General features: G+C 30.0%; 22 protein-coding genes, 1 pseudogene and 1 riboswitch. Of the genes and pseudogenes, 3 read left to right on the top strand and 20 right to left on the bottom strand.

Annotated elements, in window-relative coordinates; translation table 11 throughout:
• Positions 1 to 5 precede the first annotated feature (5 nt).
• The 5 genes from T483_RS31785 to T483_RS0123475 form a co-directional block, all read right to left on the bottom strand.
• A complete protein-coding gene (locus T483_RS31785; RefSeq protein ID WP_196244917.1) occupies positions 6 to 173 on the bottom strand; it encodes a hypothetical protein in 168 nt (55 codons plus the stop codon).
• Between the two features lie 8 nt (positions 174 to 181).
• Complete coding sequence (locus T483_RS0123490; RefSeq protein ID WP_026889018.1) at positions 182 to 727, bottom strand: metal-dependent hydrolase; 546 nt, start codon at positions 725 to 727, stop codon at positions 182 to 184.
• Between the two features lie 237 nt (positions 728 to 964).
• Complete coding sequence (locus T483_RS0123485; protein WP_026889017.1) at positions 965 to 1,438, bottom strand: spore coat protein; 474 nt, start codon at positions 1,436 to 1,438, stop codon at positions 965 to 967.
• Positions 1,439 to 1,636: 198 nt separating this feature from the next.
• Positions 1,637 to 3,745 carry a methyl-accepting chemotaxis protein gene (locus T483_RS0123480; protein ID WP_026889016.1) on the bottom strand — a complete coding sequence of 703 codons (2,109 nt, stop codon included), beginning with the start codon at positions 3,743 to 3,745 and terminating at the stop codon, positions 1,637 to 1,639.
• A gap of 418 nt (positions 3,746 to 4,163) precedes the next feature.
• On the bottom strand, positions 4,164 to 4,751 hold the full coding sequence (locus T483_RS0123475; RefSeq protein WP_026889015.1) for a cupin domain-containing protein: 588 nt from the start codon (positions 4,749 to 4,751) through the stop codon (positions 4,164 to 4,166).
• A 360-nt stretch (positions 4,752 to 5,111) separates the two neighbouring features.
• On the opposite strand from T483_RS0123475, the gene T483_RS0123470 reads away from it, so the two are divergent.
• Entirely contained in the window at positions 5,112 to 6,008 is an 897-nt protein-coding gene (locus tag T483_RS0123470; protein ID WP_026889014.1) for a cation diffusion facilitator family transporter, read from the top strand.
• A 197-nt stretch (positions 6,009 to 6,205) separates the two neighbouring features.
• Here T483_RS0123470 and trxA read toward each other — a convergent pair whose 3' ends face one another.
• From trxA to T483_RS0123405, 13 genes and pseudogenes are all read right to left on the bottom strand, one after another.
• Positions 6,206 to 6,523 carry a thioredoxin gene (trxA, locus tag T483_RS0123465; RefSeq protein ID WP_026889013.1) on the bottom strand — a complete coding sequence of 106 codons (318 nt, stop codon included), beginning with the start codon at positions 6,521 to 6,523 and terminating at the stop codon, positions 6,206 to 6,208.
• Positions 6,524 to 6,688: 165 nt separating this feature from the next.
• Positions 6,689 to 7,072 (bottom strand): annotated as a pseudogene (locus T483_RS29765) (TlpA disulfide reductase family protein); the annotation flags it as partial.
• A gap of 110 nt (positions 7,073 to 7,182) precedes the next feature.
• Positions 7,183 to 7,247, bottom strand: a riboswitch (Fluoride riboswitch).
• Positions 7,248 to 8,924: a ribonuclease J gene (locus T483_RS0123455; protein ID WP_026889012.1), complete on the bottom strand. Its 1,677-nt coding sequence runs from the start codon at positions 8,922 to 8,924 to the stop codon at positions 7,248 to 7,250.
• Positions 8,925 to 9,949: 1,025 nt separating this feature from the next.
• Complete coding sequence (locus T483_RS0123450; RefSeq protein ID WP_026889011.1) at positions 9,950 to 12,013, bottom strand: methyl-accepting chemotaxis protein; 2,064 nt, start codon at positions 12,011 to 12,013, stop codon at positions 9,950 to 9,952.
• Between the two features lie 335 nt (positions 12,014 to 12,348).
• Complete coding sequence (locus T483_RS31295) at positions 12,349 to 12,501, bottom strand: hypothetical protein (RefSeq protein ID WP_155268537.1); 153 nt, start codon at positions 12,499 to 12,501, stop codon at positions 12,349 to 12,351.
• Positions 12,502 to 12,681: 180 nt separating this feature from the next.
• A complete protein-coding gene (gene hypE / locus T483_RS0123440; RefSeq protein WP_026889010.1) occupies positions 12,682 to 13,683 on the bottom strand; it encodes a hydrogenase expression/formation protein HypE in 1,002 nt (333 codons plus the stop codon).
• Entirely contained in the window at positions 13,684 to 14,763 is a 1,080-nt protein-coding gene (gene hypD / locus T483_RS0123435; protein WP_026889009.1) for a hydrogenase formation protein HypD, read from the bottom strand. It lies immediately after the preceding gene.
• Entirely contained in the window at positions 14,760 to 14,987 is a 228-nt protein-coding gene (locus tag T483_RS0123430) for a HypC/HybG/HupF family hydrogenase formation chaperone (RefSeq protein ID WP_017209200.1), read from the bottom strand. Before T483_RS0123430 ends, hypD begins: the two co-directional genes overlap by 4 nt.
• 159 nt (positions 14,988 to 15,146) lie before the next feature.
• Positions 15,147 to 17,447, bottom strand: a complete 2,301-nt coding sequence (gene hypF / locus T483_RS0123425; RefSeq protein ID WP_026889008.1) for a carbamoyltransferase HypF — start codon at positions 17,445 to 17,447, stop codon at positions 15,147 to 15,149.
• Positions 17,448 to 17,646: 199 nt separating this feature from the next.
• On the bottom strand, positions 17,647 to 17,907 hold the full coding sequence (locus T483_RS0123420; RefSeq protein WP_026889007.1) for a hypothetical protein: 261 nt from the start codon (positions 17,905 to 17,907) through the stop codon (positions 17,647 to 17,649).
• A 16-nt stretch (positions 17,908 to 17,923) separates the two neighbouring features.
• Positions 17,924 to 18,403: a hydrogenase maturation protease gene (locus T483_RS0123415; protein WP_026889006.1), complete on the bottom strand. Its 480-nt coding sequence runs from the start codon at positions 18,401 to 18,403 to the stop codon at positions 17,924 to 17,926.
• 40 nt (positions 18,404 to 18,443) lie between these two features.
• A complete protein-coding gene (locus T483_RS0123410) occupies positions 18,444 to 19,835 on the bottom strand; it encodes a nickel-dependent hydrogenase large subunit (protein ID WP_026889005.1) in 1,392 nt (463 codons plus the stop codon).
• Between the two features lie 8 nt (positions 19,836 to 19,843).
• On the bottom strand, positions 19,844 to 20,719 hold the full coding sequence (locus T483_RS0123405; protein WP_026889004.1) for a hydrogenase small subunit: 876 nt from the start codon (positions 20,717 to 20,719) through the stop codon (positions 19,844 to 19,846).
• Between the two features lie 447 nt (positions 20,720 to 21,166).
• Between T483_RS0123405 and hcp the strand changes: the two genes are divergently transcribed.
• The gene (gene hcp / locus T483_RS0123400; protein WP_026889003.1) at positions 21,167 to 22,813 is read left to right on the top strand and encodes a hydroxylamine reductase; all 1,647 of its coding nucleotides are present in this window, start codon (positions 21,167 to 21,169) and stop codon (positions 22,811 to 22,813) included.
• Positions 22,814 to 22,928: 115 nt separating this feature from the next.
• Here hcp and T483_RS0123395 read toward each other — a convergent pair whose 3' ends face one another.
• Positions 22,929 to 23,345, bottom strand: coding sequence for a flavodoxin (locus T483_RS0123395; RefSeq protein WP_026889002.1), 417 nt, complete (start codon positions 23,343 to 23,345; stop codon positions 22,929 to 22,931).
• A 191-nt stretch (positions 23,346 to 23,536) separates the two neighbouring features.
• Complete coding sequence (locus tag T483_RS0123390) at positions 23,537 to 24,250, bottom strand: Crp/Fnr family transcriptional regulator (RefSeq protein ID WP_026889001.1); 714 nt, start codon at positions 24,248 to 24,250, stop codon at positions 23,537 to 23,539.
• Between the two features lie 270 nt (positions 24,251 to 24,520).
• Between T483_RS0123390 and T483_RS0123385 the strand changes: the two genes are divergently transcribed.
• A complete protein-coding gene (locus T483_RS0123385) occupies positions 24,521 to 25,753 on the top strand; it encodes an FprA family A-type flavoprotein (RefSeq protein ID WP_026889000.1) in 1,233 nt (410 codons plus the stop codon).
• Positions 25,754 to 25,912: the final 159 nt, after the last annotated feature.

The following is a 25,912-nucleotide window of genomic DNA, read 5'->3' as shown; positions in this document are numbered from 1 at the left end:
TAGAATCACTTGAGTTTTTTAACGTTCTGCAGATATATGATATTATTTTTCCATTTACTTTGAGTCATTTTACTCTTATCTAAAAGTTTAGATATACCAGATGTTTCCCAATCTTCTACCTTACTAATTGCTTCATCAAAAGTCATTCCTTGCCCCACAAGTATACCTATCATGATTAACTCTATAACTTTCCTTTATTTAAAAAACATCTTATTTCTTTTTTCCTAAAAAGTCTTATAAAGTAATATGCGATAATAGCAAAGCCTATTAATTCAGGTAAATAATAAGTCGGATCTGTAATAAGTCTAACAATATCACTATTTACCCAATTGCCTTCTGGTCTTGCAGGAAACTTCCATCCAAAGTATGGCCAAAACAATATCTTAGGGTATAACCACATGCTATCTAATACTAAATGAATGGAACTAGCGATGCCCAATAATAAAATATTATTTTTTCCATTTCTATTTAACATATATATGCCTATCAAAATCAGAACTAGAGAAAATATCAAAGTATGTCCAAATATTCGGCTATTATGAAATACACTGCGAAATACCCCAGCCCCAATTGGCTTGTCAATAATATCAGGTAATATTGATCCAATCAAAACAAATCTATAATCAACCAAAACTTCTTTGTTACTTAACTTACTATCTTTATGTAAAATCACTTCATATGCCTTTATCGCTTCAGTGGTTAACCCTAAATGTCCAAAAAAAATCATTTATTTCCCTCCATTATAAAAAACCATATTTTATAGTTTCTAGTTTTAAATTTTAAAATAAGTTATTATTTTTGTTATAACTTATTTAGTCAAATAACTTTTCATTAAATTTTATCACTAAGACTCTTATGTAGTCAATTTTAACCAATAAAACATAAATATAAATTATTAAAAGTACAAAAAAATTCAGCCTGAAAAAAGCTAAACTTTCTTATACTTTTAATAATGTTTTTCTAATTATTGAACATTATACATGCCTTTACTCTCCATATACTTAAATATAGATTCTCCATGCTTTTGTTCTTCTTTTTGTATATGATTTAATACATCTCGTACTTCAGTATCCTTGAATTCAAAAATTGCAGTATCATAAGCTCCTGACACATATTTTTCTGTCATTAATAAATCTGAGCATATTTCCTTATCTGACAAATTACTTGTAGCAGTTTGAGATTTATTTACATTTTGATCAACACCTTGGTTTTTTTGTCCACCTTGTTGTTGATTCATCTGTGGAACATTGCCACTTAGTAACTGATTAATTGTATTAAGATGGCTCCTTTCAATTTGCTCATTATTCTTACAAATTTGTTTCAATTGTAGATCCTGTACCTGATTAGCATAATTTGAATATTTTTGTATACAAATTTCTTCATGGCTTTTCTGATCTTCTAACAACATTTTTTCTTTTTGAGTTAAATTTACTTGCATAATAAAACACCTCCAATTTTATTCTTTGAAGGTGGTCTATTTTTTATTCATTTATAAATTAATTTTTACCTAAAGTTAGAAAATCTTGTTATGAAATGCTTTTTATTTCAACATATGAATCTTCTTGTTTAAGCACATAAGGTGAATATAGTAGATTTGTGTAAAATAAATCTACTATATTCACCTTATGTTAATTCCCTATATTTTAAATATTGATACTACTTCTAATAATTTATCTGCACATTCTTTTGTCTTATGTGTTTGTTCTACAACGTCTTCTGTTAAATTAACTACCTCATTTGACTTATTTGCAATTAAAGTTGTTCCTGTAGCACCTTCATTAGTTGCCTCTGCAACTTCATTTATAGCTGTTATAATATCTTCTGTAGAATTAATAAGTTCATCTGATATTTCACCTATAGTGCTAACTAATTCATTAAATACAATAGCATCATTTCTATACTGTTCTCCTGTGTCTACAAGTTTGTTATAATCTTTCATCACTTGATTTCCAATAAAATTAATTACTTCATTTGATGTTCCTTTAAGTTCATTTACAGCCATAACAACCTCTTTATTTATCTGCTGTATTTCCATTGTAGTTTCCTTTGAGGTTTCAGCAAGTTTCCTTATTTCATCTGCAACAACAGCAAATCCTTTACCAGCTTCCCCTGCTCTTGCTGATTCTATAGCTGCATTTAATGCTAATAGATTTGTTTGATCAGTTATTTCTAATATCCTAACTGTTAATTCATTTATTTTATCTACTGCTTTAGATTTCTCCATAGCAATTCTTAAACTTTCCTGCATTTTTGAAGTTATGCTGCTAGATTGTTCTCTTGATTGTAATGCATCAGATTTAAGTTTTTTAGCTCTTTCCTCAATTTCCTTTGCAGTTACCTCTCCACTTTCAACACTCGATTCCATAGTATTTATTATAGATTTCATATTTGTTGATGAAGCATTTACTTCCTCCGTAGATGCTGCCGTTTCCTCCATGCTTGCAGATAACTCCTCAGTTGTAGCAGATACATCTGAAATTTGATTATTTAAATCTTCTATTTTCCCTTGTGTAAAGTTTATTGAATCTAAAACTACATTACATTCACCTTTAACACCAGATATTATATTCCTTAATGATTTTTGCATCTCATTTATGGACTTAAACATTTTTCCTATTTCATCTTCTCTATCCACATATTTTTTATCGAGCTCTACTGTAAGATCTCCCTTAGCTAATAACTCCATTTGTTCTTCTGCGTATCTTATTCCTTTTGTCATTCTTTTAACTACAATATGTATTACAAATATAACAATTAATAATGATGCAACTGCTGAAATTAAAATAACATTAAATATTTTATTATAACTTTCTAATGTTTTTTCTTTTGGAATTTGACTGCATAGTATCCAGTTAGTCTTTGTATTTTCTAAGTTAACTGGATATGCTACCATTAAAACTTCCTGTCCTTTTTTTATTGAAGTTCCATAAGTATAAAATTCTTTACCTTGTGAAGTCTCACTTATAACTTTCGCCCAAGTATCATTATTTTGCTTTGCATCTTTCATCTTTAGACTTGGATCTTCACCACTTGCTACATAAATACCTTGGTTAGATATTAGTTCAACTGTGCCTCCAAGTGGTGTTTTTTCCAATATAAGTTTTTCTAATGTATCAAGTTTATAATCTATTGATATTACTCCTAAAAACTTTCCGCTATCATCTAATATAGGCATAGCTAAAGATACCATGGATATATCTTGTCCATTAACTGTATACACTGTTGGTTCTGTAATATAAGTCCCCCTTAATTCCTTTGGCTTATTGTACCACGTCATATCTGTCTGTTCATCATATGCTGGTAACACTACTATTTGATCACCATCTCTACTTGCATACGGTATAAACTTTCCATCCTCTGCAAACTCTTTTTTGCCTTTATAATAATCATCTTTTCCATCAAACGCGTTAGCCTCAAATGCAACTGTAACACCAAAAATTTCAGGATCTGTCTTTAATATTTCCTTTTGCATTTCAATAACCAGATCCCTGTTCTGTGAATTAAGCTTAATTTCATTGGTTAGTGAACCTCTTAAATCCTTACCTATTGTTTCTAACTTTTCAAAGTTAGATGTGATTTGCTCTGCATAGGATAAAGATATTTCTTTTGCTAAATTTTCGCTATCCATTATGCTTTTAGATTTTATTTGTACCAATATACTTGCAAATACTCCTATATAACACACAAGGATTATTGATCCTATTATTATACTTATTTTTGTCCCTAAATTAAACTTTTTCATCATGCAACGTGCTCCCCCTCTTGTTATAATTTATTGCAACAATACAATTAATTATAGCATTTATTTGTCATATCTTGTAGTTTCTTAACGCAATTCTAACAGTTTTATACCAATAAGTATAATTATTACGTACTCTTTTACGTATTTGCCTTTTCGAATGCATGTGCGAAAAATCTGCACATCAGAAATGGCAGCTATGCTGCATATAAGAACATTTTATGCAGGCGAATTTATTTTATTTTTTATTCTCTATCAAAATTAACTTTCTGAATCAGCCATTTTCATGATTTATACTCTCAAAGGGCATAATATCCGCAGATTGTCTAACTATATAATTTCATAGTGAATAAAAAAAGTCTAACCCCGTGACCATGAATTCACACTAGGTTAGACTTATATTAATTTAATTTTCTTTAAAAACTTATTCAGAGGGTTTAGTTACATGCACTGTGCCATGTGGATGATGAGGTGGCGCATAAATAGAGTATACTTTGAGAGGTTTTGTACCTGTGTTAATAACATTGTGCCAAGTTCCTGCAGGGACCATGATTGCAAAGTCATCTCTAGCGTTTGCTTGAAACTCTAGTTTATCCTCGCTTCTTCCCATTTTAACAACTCCTTGTCCCTCTTCAATACGTATGAATTGATCAGTGTCTGGATGGATTTCTAAACCTATATCGTCACCTACATTGATACTCATTAATGTAACTTGAAAATGCTCTCCTGTCCATAAAGCAGTACGAAAATTGGTATTTTGCTTGGTAGCTTTATCAATATTAACTACCAAAGGCTGTGGTCCATAGTCTTTCAAATCCATTTTGCTATTTTCAGTTGCTGATTGTGGGATATCAGCTCTGTAATCGTACTCCATTTCATCAAATAGCATAGAATATGGGACAGACCTGAAATTAGAATTCTGATATGTCCAATTATTATTGTATCTGTCCTCTAAGTCATAATCTGATGTTTCAGATGAATAATCTACCGAATACATTATATCATTATTCATATTTTCTTCCTTGTTTATTATTTCAAAAATATAATATGTTACAATTCTATGAATGTTCTATATTTTGGTAAATATTCGTATTATAAGCCACACTTTTTGATTTTTAACAGCTACTAATTACAACATAAAGATTTAAATCTTATTACATATTACTCCATTTCCTTCAAATATATACCATCCAAATTTCCTGGATAATGGCCGTTTTCTTTCATTTATAACTTCTTAATGCAATAGCTATCATTATCAATTGATAACGCAGTTCATCGCTCACTCCTTGACTTTTAATGTATATAAATATATTATATTATTAATTTGTTTTATCAAGTGATAAAACTTATGTTAAATATGGAGGCGTTTTATATGAATGCAAAAGTTAAAGTTGCAAGATTATCTCTATTTTCAAATAGCATCCTAATAACTCTAAAATTAATTGTGGGACTTGCTACTGGTTCAGTAAGTATAATATCTGAAGCTATACATTCGACTATGGATTTATTAGCCGCTATAATAGCATTTTTTTCAGTTAAAATATCTGATAAACCAGCCGATGATATACATCCTTATGGACATGGAAAAGTTGAAAATATTTCTGGTGTAATTGAGGCAATTCTTATACTATCAGCTTCTGCTTGGATAATATTCGAAGCAGCAAAAAAACTAATAATTCCTGGAGCCGTGGAATCGATAGGCCTTGGCTTTATAGTTATGTTTATTTCTTCTGCTATAAATCTTTTGGTTTCTAGAAAAATATATATAGTCGCTAAACAAGAAGATTCTATAGCTCTTGAAGCGGATGCTCTTCATTTAAAAGCTGATGTTTATACATCATTAGGTGTAGGAATTGGTTTGTTTCTTATATGGATAACTAAGTTGAATTTTTTAGATCCAATTGTGGCTATCTTAGTTGGTATATTTATATTAAAAGAAGCCATTGAACTTTTAATATCTGCATTCAATCCACTTTTGGATGTTAAGTTATCTAATGATGAAATTAAAATTATTCAAAACAGTATAAATAAGTTTTCCAGTATTTATTGTAATTACCATAACTTTAAAACAAGAAAATCTGGACGAGTTAGGTATATAGAATTACATTTAGTATTTCCTGAAAATATGCGAATTAAAGATGCTCACGACGTATGTGATAAGATTGAAAATGATATAAAAAACTCTCTAGATCACTCAGAAATTATGATTCATTTAGAATCTTACCAAGATAATCCCGATTGTGATAAATGTAAAAATAAGTGTGATTAAAACTATGATTATATAAAAATATATAATCACAAGAAACTATACGCAGGGATATAACAAATAAAGCGATGGATTAAACATATTCCACCGCTTTATTTGCAACTCTGGCTTCATCTATTAATTAAAGTTATCTATATAAAGCAAAACCTCCCAAAGTAGGGTTTTAAAATCCACCTGAATTTACACCTATATACTATTATTTATAAATGCGCCTTCACTTTATTTAGTATATTTTGTTTTGGCATAAATCCAGCTAAATTTTCTACTGGTCTCCCATCTTTAAATACAATCATAGTCGGTACTGCAGATATTCCATATTTTTCTGCTATGCTTTCACTTTCATCTATATCAATTTTAAAGAATTTAGCTTTACCTCTAACTTCCATACTAGCTTCTTCGAATACTGGAGCTAACATTTTACATGGTCCGCACCAAGTTGCAAAAAAATCAACAACTGCTATTCCTTTTGAGTTCTCAACATTTTCAATAAATTCATTACTACTTATTATTCTAGCCATAACTAACTCCTCCAATTTGTAATTTAAATTTTTGTTTTTTTCTATACTTTAAGTATAGTCTTATTTTTACATTAATTCTGTGACTTAATCACCATATATTTTACTTTTTTGATTACTCAATACTTTAATTTTAATTTAATATTTACCTTATTCGCTCAATAATAACTACACTTGACTTTTTAATTCATCTTCAGTTATTTCTCCTGAATGATCTTTAACTATATTTCCATCTTTATCAATAAATAAAGTTCTAGGTATATATATAATATTATAATTTATTAAAGCAGTGCCATCATTATCAAATAAAATTTTCATATTATAATCATTATCTGCCATAAATCCTTTAGCTCTATCCATAGTTTCTCTTTGGCAATCTGTTAAATCCACCATTAAAACAGTTAATTGTTCCTCTTTATATTTACTTGAAAGCTCATTAAAAAGAGGCATTTCTTCTTTACAAGGCAGACACCAGCTATCCCAAAAATTTACTACAGCAGATCTTCCCCTATAATCTGACAATTTCACTCTATTAAGCTTTTCATCATATACAACAAAATCCTTCTCCGTTTTTTTATCTTGTTCAGTGGAATTGTTAGCTTCTTCTTGATCTTGAGATTAATCCATCCCTAATAAAAATAAATAGACTTCTACTATATTTCATTATAGTAGAAGTCATCAATCTCAAACAAGATATTTAAAGGCGAACTTCATCACCTATGAACTTTTATATTTCAGTAATTACCGGTAAAACCATAGGTTTTCTTTTCATCTTTGTATACACATAAGTATTTACTTCTCTTCTTATGGAACTCTTAATTTCTGACCATTGAGTTACATCATTATCGAGACATCTTTCTACACTCTTAGAAACTATTCTCCTAATCTCTCTCATTAGCTCTTCTGAATCTCTAACATATACAAAACCTCTTGTAATTATATCTGGACCAGATATTACCGTTCTACTTTCTCTATTTATAACAATAACTACTGTTATAATACCATCCTTTGCTAAATTCTTTCTATCTCGAAGTACAATATTACCTACATCACCCACACCTAAGCCATCTATAAGAACTCTACCTGCTGGTACCTTGTTAGCTATTTCTGCTTTATTTCTAGATAATTCTAATACATCTCCTATTTCTAATATAAAAATATTCGATTTATCCATACCCATATTTTCTGCAATCTTAGAATGACTTAATAAATGCCTATATTCACCATGTACTGGTACAAAAAATTTAGGTTTTAAGAGTGCCTGAATTAATCTAAGCTCTTGCTCACAAGCATGGCCTGAAACATGTATATCCTCTATTGCTTCGTATATTACCTTAGCACCCTTTTCTGTTAAATCATCCACAACACTCGATACAGCCTTTTTATTACCTGGTATTGGCGTTGATGATATGATAACCGTATCTCCCTTTTCTAGTTGAATACTCCTATGATTGCCTGCTGCTATTCTTGTAAGCGCTGCCATAGGTTCTCCCTGGCTTCCAGTCGTGATTATTGTAACTTTATCATTTGGATATTTTTTAACGTCATTTAAATCTATTATCATTTCTTCTGGTATAAATAAATATCCTAGTGACATAGCAACTTCAGATATTCTTTCCATGCTTCTTCCACTAAAAGCAATCTTCCTACCATTTTTTATAGAAGCATTAGCAATCTGCTGCACTCTATGAACACTTGATGCGAAAGTAGCTACTATTACTCTTCCATCTGCCTTAATAAATAGATTATCTAAAGTTTCACCTACAGTCTTTTCCGACATTGTATAACCTGCACGAGTAGCATTAGTACTATCTGCCATTAAAAGCAGTACTCCTTTTTTTCCGAGCTGTGCATATCTCTGCAAATCTATAATTTCTCCATCAATTGGAGTAAAGTCAATTTTAAAATCACCAGTATGAACAATTATTCCTATAGGTGTATGCAAGGCAATTGACACACTATCTGCTATACTATGATTTGTTCTAATAAATTCAATATTGAAATTGCCTGTTTCTATTATATCACCTGGTTTAACCATATTTAATGTGCAATCACTAAGAATATTATGCTCCTCTAATTTACTTTCAATTAACCCTAAAGTTAACTTTGTAGCATAAATAGGAACATTAATTTGCTTCAAAACATAAGGTAATCCACCTATATGATCTTCATGTCCATGAGTTATAAAAAATCCCTTTATCTTATCCTTATTTCTTAGTAAATACGTTATATCAGGAAGTACAAGATCAATTCCAAGAAGTTCTTCATCCGGAAACGACATTCCACAATCTATAATTACTATCTCATCTTCATATTCAAAGACAGTTAAATTTTTTCCTATTTCCCCTAGCCCTCCTAGAGGTATAATCTTTACTTTGCTTTTAATTTTGCTTTTATTTATCATTTTATCTCCTAACTTGTAACTAAGTGCATAAATATATTCTAAGATTCAATTGAAGTTTTTCTAATAGAAATACAACTTCACCTACTTGTATCTTAGACGAATCTGTCCACTTAAGTGGCACAATATTCCTTCAAGATGAAGCTTGTATACGCAAAGATACAATGAACTTTTGAGTACAAAAATAGAACTTAATTATCATTAAATTTTTTAATATTAATTTTTTGTGTTATAAATTTTTCATAATTCCGAAGAGCAATATCATCCTGCTAAAAGTTTTCACTTTTATAAAAGTTATTTTATCTAAGCATTGAATTAATAATAGTTAATTTTGCAAAGATTAAAAATATCTTACAGTAGTTGCACCTTATTTATTTTATAAATATTATGGTTATCATAAAAAAACTTGAATAAATACAAATTCATGACAATAAAACCAAATCTACTATATTCATTCATCTTTTTTTAATATTATTACTTCCGCGTATTTTAACAAAATTACTTCTTTCTTAAATCTTATCATAAATATTACTATATAGTCAATTTTCACTAGTTAAATAATTTATAATTAATGAAATTATTTTCAATCTATTTATTTTCTTCCGCGACTTTATCATATATAATATTTAGAAAATATAAGTGACATAGTTACAAACATAAATTATCCCCCCAAAAAAAAGAGAGAATAAACTAATTTCTAGTCTTTCTCTCTGTGCAATACTTAAGCATAAGATTCACAAAAACCATCAAATATAAATGTCTTATTGCCTGCTTAATACTTCAGATATAAATTTGTCTTTTCCTACTCTATCCATTACCGTTGAAATTCTTTCTCCCTTGTAATGTTCCCTGTAATTTTGTAATAAAAAACCTAATCCTTTTAGCTCTTTTTGCCTTTTTCATTTATTCATATTGTAAAGTTCTTTGTTATCGCAGTAATAAATCCACTGTACATTCTTATTTTGATTTCTAGGTATAGAACCACTCAATTCTACATTTAATAGAAATGTAAAATATTCTTTTAAAAACTAAATTTTAAATTTATCTATTGTTAATCTTAAATCCTCTGCAATTGTAGATAATTTCTCACCTGCGTTTGCAATTTCCTGAATTGTTGCAGATTGCTCTTCCATCGATGCAGCTGTCTCTTCTGTTCCAGCGGCATTCTCTTCAGAAATAGCTGCTAGATTTTGTGTTAATTCAATAATTTTATCTTTATTTTGCGCCATTAAACCTGTAGAATTATTAAGTTTTGCAATTATGTCTTTTATAACATCTATCGCTTCTGCTATTCCTTCAAATTTTCCTTCTGTTGCTTTAACACTACCTGCTTGTTCCTCAACAACCTGATTTGTTTGTTTCATCAAATCAACTGCACTTTGTGATTTTGCCTTTAATTCATTTATTATAGTTTTAATGTCATTTGTAAAGTTATTTGATTGTTCTGCAAGCTTTCTTATCTCATCTGCAACAACTGCAAAACCTTTACCAGCTTCACCTGCTCTTGCTGCTTCTATTGCAGCATTTAAAGCTAAAAGATTTGTCTGTTCTGCAATACTTTGAATCATAGTACTAGCACTTTCAATTTTTTCTGCACTTTCATTATTACTCATTATAATATTATAAACATTACTTGATGCATTACTATTTTCTTGTGTCTTAGTAATAAGTTCTTTCAAAATATAAAAGCCTTCTTCTTTTCGCTTTTCAATTTGAACTGCTGCAACATTTAGTTCTTTTGTATAATTTGAATCTTGCTCCAATAAAGTACCTAATTCTTCTATATTATTTGCTACTACTTCTGTATCTGTAGCTTGATCAGATGCCCCTTTTGCAATTTCATCAATAGTTTTGGCAACTTCCTCCGATGCAGTAGCCGCTTGTTCTGAAGTAGCAGTTAATTCTTCTGATGATGCAGCAATATGCTCTGTTGTATCTGCAGCTTTTTGAATAAAGTCTGCTACATTTTCTCTCATAGTTTTAAGAGATCTTATCATTTCACCAGTTTCATCTTTTCTATTTATGTACTTGTCATTTAGCTGATTATCTTTTGAAAAATCTAAATTTGCAAAATCTTTTACTCTACCTGTAACTGCTATAATAGGCTTTGTTATGCTGCTAGAAACAAAATTAGCTAAGATGCTTACTAATATTAATATTGCTATTGCTGAGATTACTACTACATTCATTATTTCTTTTGCACCAGAATCTAACTCTTTTTGAGTAATAAATGATGCTAATATCCAATCAGTTCCTTCCACTTTATATGGATTTACAAGATATTTTTCTCCATTAATCAAAACTTCAAACGGGTTTGTTTGATCAGTTAAAAGTTTATCTAACCCATCAATGCCAACTTCCTGTACTTTTTTAAAATTATTTTGAGGATTTTTTCCATCGGCCATTATTTCACCTGTATTATGTATAATCATTGAAAATCCTGTTTCCCCAAACTTCATTTGATTTAACATATCACTAATTTTAGATTGCTTCACATCAATGCCTATTGCTCCTATAAATTTTCCATCTTTATCTGTAAATGACCGAGCATTGCTTGTAAGCATTTCAGATTTAAAAATATATGGCTCTGTTCTAATAATCTTTCCATTTTTATTCTCAGCCTCGATATACCAAGGTCTTTTTACTGGATCATAACCTGCAAATGTAGTAGTTTCTGGCCATTGTATATATCTTCCATCCTTAGTCCCTAGATATATATAACTTGTTCCTTCGTGGCTATTTCCATATTGCTCAAATACTTTGTATATTGCTTTTTCAAGTTCTCCATTAGTAGAAGGTTTCATTTGTGTTTCTTCTTTTGTGTCTTTATAAGTAGTTATGCTGTCATCTGCCGTCATTACTAAAGGATTTGTCGCAAGCATATCAAGATTTTTATCTACTTGATCATAGAAAATATTGATTGCCTGAGAAACTGTATTCATTTGTTGTTTTGAATTACTTAAATAATCAATATAATTCTTTTTATTTACTTGATAAACCGCTATTCCACTTATACTTACAACCGTCATTAAAACAACTAATACTGTGGATATTAAAATCCTTCCCTTTATACCGCCCAAAATTTTATTCATAAACATCCCTTCCCTTTTTACAAAAATTCAATTTTTCTATAATATAATTCTACATTCGACTTTATTTTCCTTTTTTAAAAACGTATTTTTTGTGATTATTTAAATATTTTAAACTTTTTAATATACCTATAATATAGTTCTAAAAATGTAATACTTTTGAATAGCTATTTCTTTTGCTGTGTCATAAATCAACTTTGATTGTTGTATTAATGGACCAAATCAATAGCAGATAATATTTCAAATTAATATTTATGTTTACATATCTATCTTTTAAACATAAAGCACATTTAGTGAACAATATATTCTTGATTCACTAAATGTGCCTGCTATCGGTTTTATTCATTTTTATAATCGCCCTTAAATATTTCCTCAAAATTATCCATATATTCTTTATATTCATGTATAGTAAACTCAGGTTTAAACTCTTCCTTAATTCTTTTAGCTTCCTTTGCTTTTTCTTTTAGTAATCTATAGGCTGTTAAAGCCATGATTTTTGCAGTAGCAATATAAGCTATTTCATCATTCGCTACCTTGAAATATTCTGAATATTATTATATTTTCCCTTGAATTTTAGCTAGCTCCTATATTAATGATAATTGATCTAACATACAAAAGCTCAGTGCCACTTATTATAAATTAGATTAACATCCTTATTAAATTATCGCACCCTAGCATATTCTAGGCAGCATACTTCCCTCTAAAGGTGATAATAATCTCTTTCCACCAAATCCATTTTCTATAAATATATTCTGATTAGACTCTTTAACAAATTTGCCTATAATTCTCGCTCCTTTTCCTTGATCAATTGAGCGAATTATATCAAGTACTTTTTTGGCTTCGGTTTCTTTTACAACTAGTACCATTCTTCCCTCACAAGCCATATATAATGGATCTAATCCTAAAAGATTATTTATAGCCTTAACACTTTCACTAATTGGAATTTCCTTTTCTATTAGGTGTATCCCAAGCTTGCAAAGTGATGAAAATTCATGCAATACAGTAGATAATCCGCCTCGAGTTGGATCCCTCATTATTTTTATAGACGGAAACTGTTCCTTAAGTTCTTCTATAAAAGGAAATAGTGGTGCACAATCACTTTTATAGTCTCCTTTAACTTTTAAGTTATATCTCTCTACTGCAATTGTTGTTCCATGCTCGCCAATTCCCCCAGTTACTATAATTTTATCTCCTTCTTCAATAGGTTTTACTTCATATCCGTTAATTATATATCCGATTCCGCTAGTATTAATGAATATTCCATCTACGCTTCCTTTTTCAACTACCTTTGTATCTCCTGTTACTATCTTAGCTCCACATTCTAAACAGGTTTGCCCCATAGACTTAACAATTTCTTCAAGGCTTTGCATTGAAAATCCTTCTTCAATTATAAAACTCGAACTTAAATAACAGGGTTTTGCTCCAGATACAACTAAATCATTAATAGTACCACAAACTGCAAGCTTTCCTATGTTTCCCCCAGAAAAAAACAGTGGCTTTACCACAAAAGAATCTGTGGTGAAAGCCATTTTTCCTTGTACCGCTGTAAATGTTGCTGAGTCTTGCTCTTGTAAAAGAATATTGTTATTAAAATACTTGTAAAAAAGCTGCTCAATTAATATTTTTGTATGCTTTCCTCCATCACCATGAATAAGCTTAATCAGTTCATTCATTTATTCCACTCCCCTATACTTATAAAAAATAGAGCAAGATCCCTCCGTAGATACCATACAAGGTCCTATTGGATGCTCTGGTGTACAACCTTTTCCAAAAAGCTCGCATTTATTAGGTAATTTCTTCCCCAATAAAATTTCACTGCATGCACAAGTTCTAATATAGTTTTTCTCAGAAGTCTTACTTAAATTTATTCCAAATCTTTCAGAAGCATCATACTTTTTATATTTCTCCCTCAAAGTAAATCCAGAATCTTTAATAACTCCTATTCCTCTCCATTCATGTTCGCAATATGTGAATACTTCACTCATTAATTCATTTGCTCTTTTGTTTCCTTCTTGGCTTACACAAGTTTTATATAAATTTTCAAATCTTTTTTCAGTTTTATTTTGTTGTTTCGTCAAAAAATATAAAGCAGTAGCAATATCTAAAGCTTCAAAACCTGCAATTACTGCTGGAATATTATATTCCTCTACAATAAATTTAAAATAATCTGCTCCCTTTACTGCTGCTACATGTCCTGGACACATTAATCCATTTATATTGTGATTAGGCTGCTTAAGTATATAATGGAGTATTGGCTCCATTCTTTTCATTCCTATTAAAAATGAAATATTTCTTATATTTTTTTCCTGTGCTATCTTTACAGCTAAAGCAATTATAGGAGTTGTAGTTTCAAAGCCTACTCCAAGAAAAACTATTTCCTTATCTTTATTTTCTTCTGCAAGTGCTATTGAATCTAAAGGTGAATATAATACGTTAATATCTTTTCCTTTTTCTCTTTGCTTAATTAAATTTTCTCTACTTCCATTTACTCTCATCATATCCCCAAAAGTACTTAAAATCACATTTGAATTCTTAAGTAATTCTATAGCTGCATCTATATAACCTTCTGGAGTGACACAAACTGGACATCCTGGTCCTGACAGTAAATTTATATTACGATTAACCAATTGTCTAATTCCAAGTTTTGAAAGTACTTGAGTATGAGTTCCACAAGCTTCCATGACATTAAACTTTTTGACTGGAGACTTTTGAATTTCGTTAAGAATATTTTTAATCAAGATTTCTTTATTCATACTTTTTCCTCGCTATTAAGTATTGATTGAAATATACTTTGTAATTCTTCAAAATAATCCTTGTCAATCTTTTGAATAGCACAGCCTGCATGAACTAAAACATAATCTCCCACTTTTAGTTCTTCAATAAGCTGAATATTAATTCTACTCTCTAATCCCATAATATCCATTATTGCACTATAGTTATCTATGTTTCTAACTTGTGCTGGAATTGCAAGACACATAAACTTACCTTCCTTCTTTATTCACACTTATAAAAATCGTAAATCAATCTGACAACCTATTTTTCTAACATAGCATCAGTAGATAAACTTAGTAAATACAATATGAGTTCACTTTGCTTCTTGGTCCTATGAAAAATATACATCACAAATTTGAATATATTATTTTTCTTCAATAATTGCATTTGCAACATGGAGCTGGCCAAAAGAAATTCCCTCATCATTAGTTGGGATTTGTTCATTATAAAACACTTTAAATCCTTGCTTAATCAGATTTACATATATTCCTTTTAAAAGATAATGATTTTCAAAAACACCCCCACTAAGAGCAACTTTATCTATATGCTCCTTTTCTCTAAGCTTACAAACTAAATCACATGAAGCTTTAATAAGTGAGTTGTGAAATTTAGACGATATCTTAGAAATCAATTCCTTTTTCTGAATATCCCCCAAGATTCCTTCAATAATGCTTTTGTATTGAATATTAAAAATGCCATTTGCCTCTTTAATATCCCATAAATAACTTTCTTTAATTTTATAATCAATAATATTTTCTAATTCTATTGCTGCCTGTCCGTCATAAGATATACTGTTTCTGATTCCGCATAAGGCTGCTACTGCATCAAATAATCTTCCAACACTTGAAGATAAAAAACAATTTATTTTTAAATCTAAAGCTTGTTTAACTACTTTAATTTTTTCATTATCTACTCCTTGAATTATTTTTTCTGGATCATAACCCAAAGCATATAAATAACTTGAAGCACATCTCCAAGGTTCTTTTATAGCTTGTTCTCCTCCTTGGAGATTTACATATTTCAATTGCCCTGCTCTTTTAAATACGCTTCGATTTCCAACCAAAAATTCGCCACCCCATATTGATCCATCAAGTCCAAATCCAGTACCATCAAATATAATTCCAATTACAGAATCATAAATAGAATGTTCAGCCATGCAGCTAACCATATGAGCATGATGATGCTGTACTTCTATTTTTCTCATTTTCTTTTCCTTTGCATATTTAGTACTTGAGTATGCTGGATGCATATCGTACGCCGATACTTCTTCATTAATATCAAATAAATTGCAAAAATGTTTTAGTACATATTTAAAATTCTTATAACAATTAAATTCTCCTAAATCACCTAAATACTGACTTAAATATGCGTATCCATTTTTAGAAACACAAATAGTACTTTTCTGCTGCCCTCCAACCGCTATAATATCATTTTTAACTCCTGTTTTTAATGAATAAGGTCTATATCCTCTTGCACCACGAATAACCTTTTCTACTTCACCTATGACTTTTACAACAGAATCATCAACCTGTACGTAAATCTTCCTGTCATTCATCAGAAAATAATCTGACACTGTATTTAAATGTTTTAGTGCTTCTTCATTTTTATATTCCATTGGCATACTGCTTATATTTCCACTAGTCATAACCAAAAGATCTAACTTTCCATTAAATAATAGATAATGAAGGGGTGTATACGGAAGCATTACTCCTAGACTATTTTGCTTTGGTGCTATAACCTCTGGCAATATGAAAGGATATCTCTTCTTTAAAATTACAATGGGTCTCTTATTGCTGCTTATTACTTCCCCTTCTTTATCTGATATATAGCAAATCTCTTTGATAACATCAATATCTTTAGCCATCAAAGCTAATGGTTTATCTTTCCTTTGCTTTCTACTTCTAAGCAAGTTAATAGCTTGCTCATTTCTTCCATCACAAACCAGATGAAAGCCTCCAATCCCCTTAATCGCCAATATTTTTCCTTCCTCAATAAGTGAAATAGTTTCTTTAATAGGATCTTCACACTTAACCTGATCTCCACGATTATTTGTTAAAAAGAGCTTCGGCCCACATTTTTCACAGCAATTTGGCTGTGCGTGAAATCTTCTACTGAGTAGATTTTCATATTCCTCTTTGCATTCATCGCACATAGAGAAGTCTTTCATAGTAGTATTCTGCCTGTCATATGGCAAAGCTTTGATAATTGAATACCTAGGTCCACACTGAGTGCAATTTATGAAAGCGTATTTACAACGAAGGTTTCCTTTACTTCGAATATCTTCTAAACATTCATCACAAACTGCTATATCCGGTGAAACAAATCTCATTTCATTCTTTTGTTCAGCGCTTTCCCTAATAACAAATTTTTTATCGATATTTTCTTTAATTATGAATTTGTTTTCATCTAAACACGAAGTGGCACCTAAATGGTTTTTAATTAAAGTGCACTCAACTCTTTCTATTTTTGCAATACTCGGAGGTTTTTTTATAACATTAAGCATAAACTGTTTTATATTTTCCCTCTTACCTAAACAATCAATCAATACAGCACCACCTATATTTTGAACAGATCCATAAATTTCAAAATCTTTTGCTTTTTCGCATACAAAGGGACGGAATCCAACCCCCTGAACAATCCCGTAAATTTTTACTATATATCTCATATATTAAAGACCTTCTCTATTTATATTTTATGATCTATCTCATTAAGTAATTTTCATTCTATATATTGTTTTTTATACAAAAAAGCAAACTCAATATATTGTATAATGCACTACTAGAGTGACAGCCCCTTGTTCTAGTTTTTACCCTGATCCTATCTAACGATGTATTGGGATAATATCGAGTTTCCAATATAGGCTTCTAATTTTCATTTTGTTCGCCTTGAATGCTTTTAAGAATTGCAGTTTGATCCTGTATATCTTCTCTCTGAACATTAATTTTTGTCCATTTTCCAACCAAATTCGAATCAAAATTCTGAAGATGTTCATAAAGATTTTCCTCATTAACATGACTTCTGTGATTTACAATAACAGTGAATGTTTTAACTTTATTAATATTATTAGTTGCACATATATTCTTTAATTCCTCAGAAATCTTACTTAATAAAATAGTATCATGCATATTTTTCACTATCCCTTCATTTATTTTTTGACTGTAAATTAAGTATATATATTTCAATTTCATCTAAAATCTTTTTAGAAATAACTTCTAATTTTTCTTGTAATTCTTCACTCAATCCAAAGCCAATTTCAACATCATTGACCTCAATTCCATAAATTTGCCCTTTAGCATTAGGATAAAAAAGTTTTAATAAATCCAAGAAATTATAACTATGCTGAGAATATCCCTTTTTTTTAGAAACAAAATCATCTAACTTCAAACGAGTAATTTCACCTGGGCTCTTTCCATAACATGCAGCATCTAAAATAAATATATAGTCATCTTCTTTTACACTGGCAATACTGTATTGAACATCGGTTTCTCCATAAATAAGTTTAATATTCTTTTCTAAAAGCTTTGATTCTATCTTTTTTGCCACTTCAATTCCTATACCGTCATCCCTCATTAAAACATTTCCAATCGCAATCACTTTAATGTTAGAACATGTATTTTTCATAATATATATTTCTCTACCTTCCTAAACTATAGACATATTTTCAAACCAAAACCTCTACTATTTCTGTATCACCTGCTGATCCAATCAAATGAGTTGCACAAGATACACACGGATCAAATGACCTAACAATACGACCAATCTCTATAGGCTCTCTAATGTTATTTAACTTAGTTCCAATAAGCGCATTTTCTATAGTTCCAGGAAGATTTGACTCATCTTTAGGTGATAAATTCCATACAGTAGGTGTTATGATATTATAATGATTAATAACATTTTTATCTATCTCAATCCAATGACCAAGTGCGCCTCTAGTAGTATCAGTTAAACCTACCCCATAAGCTTTTTCTGGAATATTATAAGTTTTTTGATTATTCGGCTTTAGTTCTATCCTTTCAATAAGCTTATTCATTATTCCTAGAATCTTTTCTGTTTCCAATACTCTTGCAACATTTCTGTCCATACATGAATGTCCATTCGTGTATTGTCCACTTACTATCAATCTTGCTAAAGGACCTACCTCCATAGGCGACCCTAAATAACGAGGAGCTTTTATAAAAGTGTACGCTTCTAATTTAGATAAATCTACTTCTTCCAACCCTTCGTCCTTTTTATACCACGAATAATGGATTTGCTCTGTGATTTTATCTGGTTCTAAAGGATATTTCACATTATCCTTCATCACTCCTGGTTTAACATAAGTAATCTCAGGATCTTCATATTTATCAAATACTCCATAAGTCATAAAATACGGATAAGATTGTCCTTTTTTAAAATAATCAGAGTAATATTTAGAGATAATCCCTACATCTTCTTTCATTCTATTTTTTACAAAAGATTCTATTTTTCTAATAATACTTTTTACTTTTTCTAGCTTATATGAATCTATATCCACAGTAACTCCGCCTACAAAAATTCCATGGTTATGAGGAGCTTTTCCTCCTAAAAGCGCTAATCCTTCATGAGCTAATCTACTGAATTCAATACTTTTTACATAATCCTCTTCTATCTTTTTATTTATTTTATCTGGTAATCTGTAATCAGTATATTGTTGTTCTTCTATTAGTTTTATGCTTGATATCTTTACATAGCTTGGCATAGACAAAAGGTAAAAATGTCTTAAATGATTTTGTATAAACTCAAAGCCATGTAAAATATCTCTAATATAATTATCATTTAAACTAACTGTTACTTTTAATGCATCTTCCAACGCTAAAGTAGAAGCCATTGAATGAGCTGTAGAGCATATTCCACAAATTCTCTCTGTGAAATATACAGCATCTAAAGGTGACCTTCCTTTTAACATTTTTTCAAATCCCCTAAAAAGTAATCCACTAGCATTTGCTTTAGCAATTGTATTTCCTTCCACTTCTGCTTTTATTTCTAAAAAACCACTGATTCTTGTTACTGGATCTATAGTTATTGTTTTGCCCATAACTCCTCCTAATACTTTACGAAAGGTTCCATTCCATCTGGAAATTGTGAATTTGCGCATCCAATACAATTTGTATTATCGCCAATAGGCCAGTTAACGTATCCATTCCATTTTCTCCTCGGGCAATCAGTTTTTGTGACAGGCCCTTTACATCCTAGTTTAATCATGCAACCTTCTTCACCAAACTTTTGTGCAAATATACCTTTATCAAAAAATCCTCGTCTTGTACAATTATCATGAATTGTAACTCCATAGAAAAGTAATGGTCTTCCATCACTATCTAATGCAGGTACACCATAACCAATCAAATGTGCTAAAGTACCTACTACCCAATCTGGATGGCAAGGACAACCTGGCAGTTTAATAACTTGTCGATTTAAAACTTCCTGTACACTTTTACTTTCTGAAGGGTTTGGTTTTGCAGCCGATATGCCCCCATGAGAAGCGCAAGTTCCTACTGCTACAACATACTTTGCTTTTCCGCCAGCTAATTGTATTGCATCTAACGCTGTGATATTTGTCCCATTATAATTTGCTACAATGTTGTAACGCCCCTTTTCTTTTGTTGAAACTGCCCCATCCACTAATAATATAAACTCTGTATCTAGCGTTTCTAAAAACTTTTCAAAAGCAAGCTGCCCTTCTAATCCCATAAGTGTGTTGTTATAAGTAAAATTCACCATGTCATTTAAAATATCATAAATCCCTGGATTTTCACTATTAAGTAAGGAAATTATATTTCCTGAGCATCCTGTCACTTCAAGCCATATAGCATTCATCTTTTTAGTCTTTTTATCTTTTAGCATTCCTACAACATCGTTTGCAAGTCTCTTTGCCGTATGAATCTTAGCTTTTGTAAGTGGACATACTTTTCCACTAGTCAATTTAATTCCTCCATAATTTATTACTTCTTTCCTCTTATTAAAAAATTAGAACTTTTCGTTTTCTATAGCAATTATCACTAATATAAGCTAAATTATGTACTGGTTTTAGATTCCAAATACGTTCAATCATTTCTACAGCTAAAGTATATGATTATAATAATTTAAAAATGCTATACTCTATTCCCAATCCTTAACTTTATAAGATTTAATTCCTTTCGATAGTACTATTATTTAAATAAATCACTTCGGAATTTCTCCTATAAGAATCAGCAAAACATCACATATATTTTTTAAATTATAATCAATGTTTTGACAAAATTTTATTATTTATTGTGGTTATTTTTACATTTTTATGAAAATTGTATTGTTATATTTTATTTTTATCCAATTTTATTGTATAATATATCCGTAGGATTATATTATGTAAATATGAGAGGAGTTTTTATTATGGTAGAAAAAATGTTTTGTTATCAATGTGAACAAACTGCTGGGGGTAAGGGATGTACTAAAATAGGTGTGTGTGGTAAAACACCTGAGATCGCAGCAATGCAAGATTTATTAATTTATCAATTAAAAGGAATCAGTGTGTACGCAAAAGAACTTTTAAATAAAAATGAAAAGGTTGACACATCAGTCGCCTCTTTTGTTGAAGATTCCCTATTTATGACATTAACTAATGTTAATTTTGATCCCAAAGCTCATCTTATCCAACTTAAAAAGTCCCAAGAAGTTAAGGAAGCTTTAAGAGAAAAGGTTAAATCCGAAAATATCAACTCTCCTGAAGCATTATACAACTTAAGCGATTCTAAAGAATCTATGCTTGAAGACGCTGAAAAAGCTGGAATAATGTACGATAAGAATTTAGACCCAGATATTCGTTCTCTTAGAGAAACTATAAAATATGGTTTAAAAGGTATTGCAGCTTATTCTCATCAAGCTAGATTTATAAAATATACTAGCGACGAAGTAAATGACTTCTATTTTAAAGCTTTAGCAGCTTTAACTGATGATAGTTTAGCTCTTGAAGATTTAATTAAATTATCAATGGAAACAGGTACTATGAGTGTTAAGATTATGGAGGTTCTAGATACAGCTAATAATAATAGCTATAGTTCTCCATCACCTACAAAAGTTAATGTAAATACTAAAAAAGGTCCATTCATAGTAGTTTCTGGACATGATCTAAGAGATCTAGAAATGTTACTTAAGCAAACTGAAGGTAAAGGCATAAATATTTATACTCACGGAGAAATGTTACCTTCACATGGTTATCCTGAATTAAATAAGTATCCTCATTTAGCAGGTAACTTCGGAAGTGCATGGCAAAATCAACAAAAAGAATTCGATAATATACCTGGTTGTATTTTAATGACAACAAACTGCTTAATGAAACCAAAAGATTCTTATATAGATAGAATCTTCTCAACAAGTGTTGTTGGATTTGATGGTATCAAACATATAGAAAAAGATAAAAATGGATATAAAGATTTTTCTGAAATAATAAATAAATCACTTGAACTCGGCGGCTTCACAGAAGACGAAGAAGTTAAAGAAATTTTAGTAGGCTTTGGACATAAGGCAACGTTAAGTCACGCTGAAACAATTATTAATGCAGTTAAAGATGGAAAAATTAAACACTTCTTCTTAATTGGTGGATGTGATGGTGCAAAACCTGGAAGAAATTATTATACAGAGTTTGCTGAAAAGATTCCAAGTGATTGTATTATTCTTACTTTGGCATGCGGAAAATATCGTTTCAACAAGTTACAATTTGGTGAAGTTGCAGGACTTCCAAGATTGCTTGATGTTGGACAATGTAACGATGCTTACTCAGCAGTTAGAATAGCTTTAGCTTTAGCTGATGCATTTAACTGCACAGTTAATGATTTACCTTTATCAATAGTATTGTCTTGGTATGAACAAAAAGCTATATGTGATTTACTAGCATTACTTTCATTAGGCGTAAAAGGAATATATATCGGGCCAAGCTTACCTGCTTTCTTAACTCCTAATGTATTAAATTTCTTAGTTGATAATTTCGATCTTAAACCAATCAGTACTCCTGATGAGGATTTAAAACAAATATTAGGCTAAACTTTAAAGTTGGACAAGTATTTGAGCTATTGCAAAATGCATAAAGCCACTGTATGAAATTAAAAACCATGCAATAAGGGAGATAGATCTCCTTATTGCATGGTTTTTGTCATTCCTATTTTGCTATTAATTTTCCAAAGTCTATACACCTTTCTTCATCTTCACCCTCTGGAGATTCTTGAACTGTTAAACCTTCACTTATTAATATAGCTCCATATGATTCCATTCTCTTTTCCCACTCTGTCATCCATTCACCATTTCCCCATCCCCATGAGCCAAAAAGTGCAACTTTTTTTCCTTGAATGTTTCCTTCTAATGATTTAACAAAAGGCTCCATTTCACTCTCATCTAATTCCTCAGATCCATAAGCAGAACATCCTAAGATAAGTATTTCTTCATTTTTAATATCATCTAGAGATGCGGCTGAAACTTCTACTAATTCAGCTTGTTTAGCTTCTGATTGTACCCCTTCTAAAATTAAGTTTGCCATTTTTTCTGTATTTCCTGTTTGACTAAAATATATAATTTTCATATAACTTCCTCCAATCACTTTTCACTTAAAAATTTATTTTTTATCTATTTCTTGATATAAGTATAACTTTATTAATTTAAATAAAATGTGATTGAAATCAAATCGAGAAAAAATCTGATATACGCAAGTTTGATATCTATATAAAAGTAAATATTCATTATTACATTAATAAGCAATAATAAATATTTATTTTATATATAATTCTTCAAACCTTCTTCATCTATAATAATTATTGTTTTTGTTCCCATTATTTTTATTAAATTTTCATCTTCTAATTTTTTCAATTTCCTGCTTATGGTTTCCCTCGTCACCCCAATATAATTAGCCATATCTTCCCTTGATATAGGTGATTTTACAGAAATATTGCCTCCAACATTTTCTCCATACTTCTCCTTAAGCTCTATAATTAAATAAGCCATTCTTGAATCAACATCATTAGTTGCTAAATTCTGAACAAGATTTTCAACTTTTGATAATCTTTCTCCTACTGTTTCTAATACCTTTATTCCAATCTCAGGATTCTTCATCATTATATCTTTCATTTCCTCCTTAGTAAGAGTACATATTTTAGCATCCTCTATAGCTTTAGAATTAAATCCATATTTAGATGGTTTTATAAGTTCTAATTCCCCAAAGAAATCTCCTTCTGAAAGTATATGTAGTATCTGTTCCTTACCATCCTTAGTATATTTATATAATTTTATTTTTCCTTCATTTATAAAATAAAGTGTATTAGCTATATTACCTTCAGTAAAAATAACATCGCCTTTACTAAATTCTTTATGATTAATTTTATTTACAATCTCCACTAATTCGTCTCTATTTAAATTCTCAAATATTGGAACCTTACTAGCACAAAGTCCTCCTCTGCAATTATTGCAGCAATTACCACAGTGAATACTCATAACAAATCCTCCTACATATAAGATATATCTACAAATATTATCTTACTTTAAGTTGTGTCACTTGTATATTTAATCCTAACTAAAACCACCTAAACAATATCCTCATTAGTATTATTATAATGAAAAACTCATAAAAACTTAATCTTAATATTTTGATTTGAATCATATTTTTATAATTGAGATAGGTATACAATAAAAACATCGAAAGACAACAACATAGAAAATTAATTGAAATATAAAAATAAATAAAAATTATGGAGGTTTTATATTATGGAACAAAACATTATGCTAGGTAAAAATATATTTTGGGTTGGTAAGGTAGATGATAGAGATGTGCCTTTTCATAGATTGACTTTAACTAAAGGAACTACTTATAACAGTTATTTATTAATGACAGAAAAGCCTACAGTAATTGATACTGTTGATATGAGTTTTGGAAGAGAATTTGTACAAAACTTAAATAATAAGATTGAACTTGATAAAATTAAATATATTGTAATTAATCATACAGAACCTGATCATTCTGGTGCCCTTGGAAGCTTAGCAGCCAAAGCAAAAAATGCTGTAATTGTATGCACAGAGCCAGCTGTAAATGAACTTAAAGAGATGTACAGGCTTCATAATAGAGAATTTTTAGTTGTAAGTGATGGTGATACTTTAGATATAGGAGGTAAAATTCTTAAATTTATACAAACACCATATCTTCATACTGAAGAAACTATGATAACTTATTGCGAAGATAATAAAATTTTATTCCCTTGTGATATTTTCAGTACTCATGTAGCCAATTATGAATACTTCAATGACTTAGCTCAAGTAGACATAAAGGAAGACTTTATTACTTATTATAAATTGATAATGCATCCTCACAGAAGATATGTTCAAGAAATGATTGAAAAAATCAAAGATTTAGATATAAAGATGATAGCTCCTTCTCATGGATTTATTATTAGAGATGAAGTCCAAAGCTTTATAGATATCTATGATAATATGAGCAAAAATACAGAGCTAGATAAAAAAGCACTTATTCTATACTCTACTATGACAGGGAATACAAAAAAGATTGCAAATATTTTTAAAGAAAAGTTTGAAGAGCAAAATATAACTTCAGAGCTTATTGATGTAAATAAAGATCCAATGGATAATATAATGAATGCTATTAATGAAGCTGACGCAATCTTCTTTGGCAGCTCAACTAAATATGGTGACATGATTGGCAATATGGAAGAGGTACTAAAAAATCTTAAAACTCTAAACTTAGAAAACAAGCTAGGCGCAGCATTTGGTTCTTATGGCTGGAGTGGAGAGGCTATAGAGGTTATACAAGACTATTTAAATAAAACTAATTTAAAAGCATTAAATACTTCTGATATAATTAAATCTACTGGTATGACTGATATAGAATTACCTCTAAGAATTAGATTTTCATCAAAAGAAGACAACCTAAAGAGCATTGATAGAATAGTTACTTATACTAGTGATTTATTATTTAGTACAATTTAAAATAAGGCACATGAAAAGAAATAAAGTGCCCAAAGTTGCCGTAGATATTTTTCATCTATAATCTCCATCAAAAGGATCTTGTGAGATTAGGCACAAAACATCCTTTCTTTCCTAAGATCCTTTTGATATTAAATATAACATTAATTTGCTTAGCATATG

It is taken from the genome of Clostridium beijerinckii HUN142, from assembly GCF_000621745.1.
Classification (GTDB): Bacteria; Bacillota; Clostridia; order Clostridiales; family Clostridiaceae; genus Clostridium; species Clostridium beijerinckii_A.
This window is presented reverse-complemented; position numbering and strand designations above follow the sequence as displayed.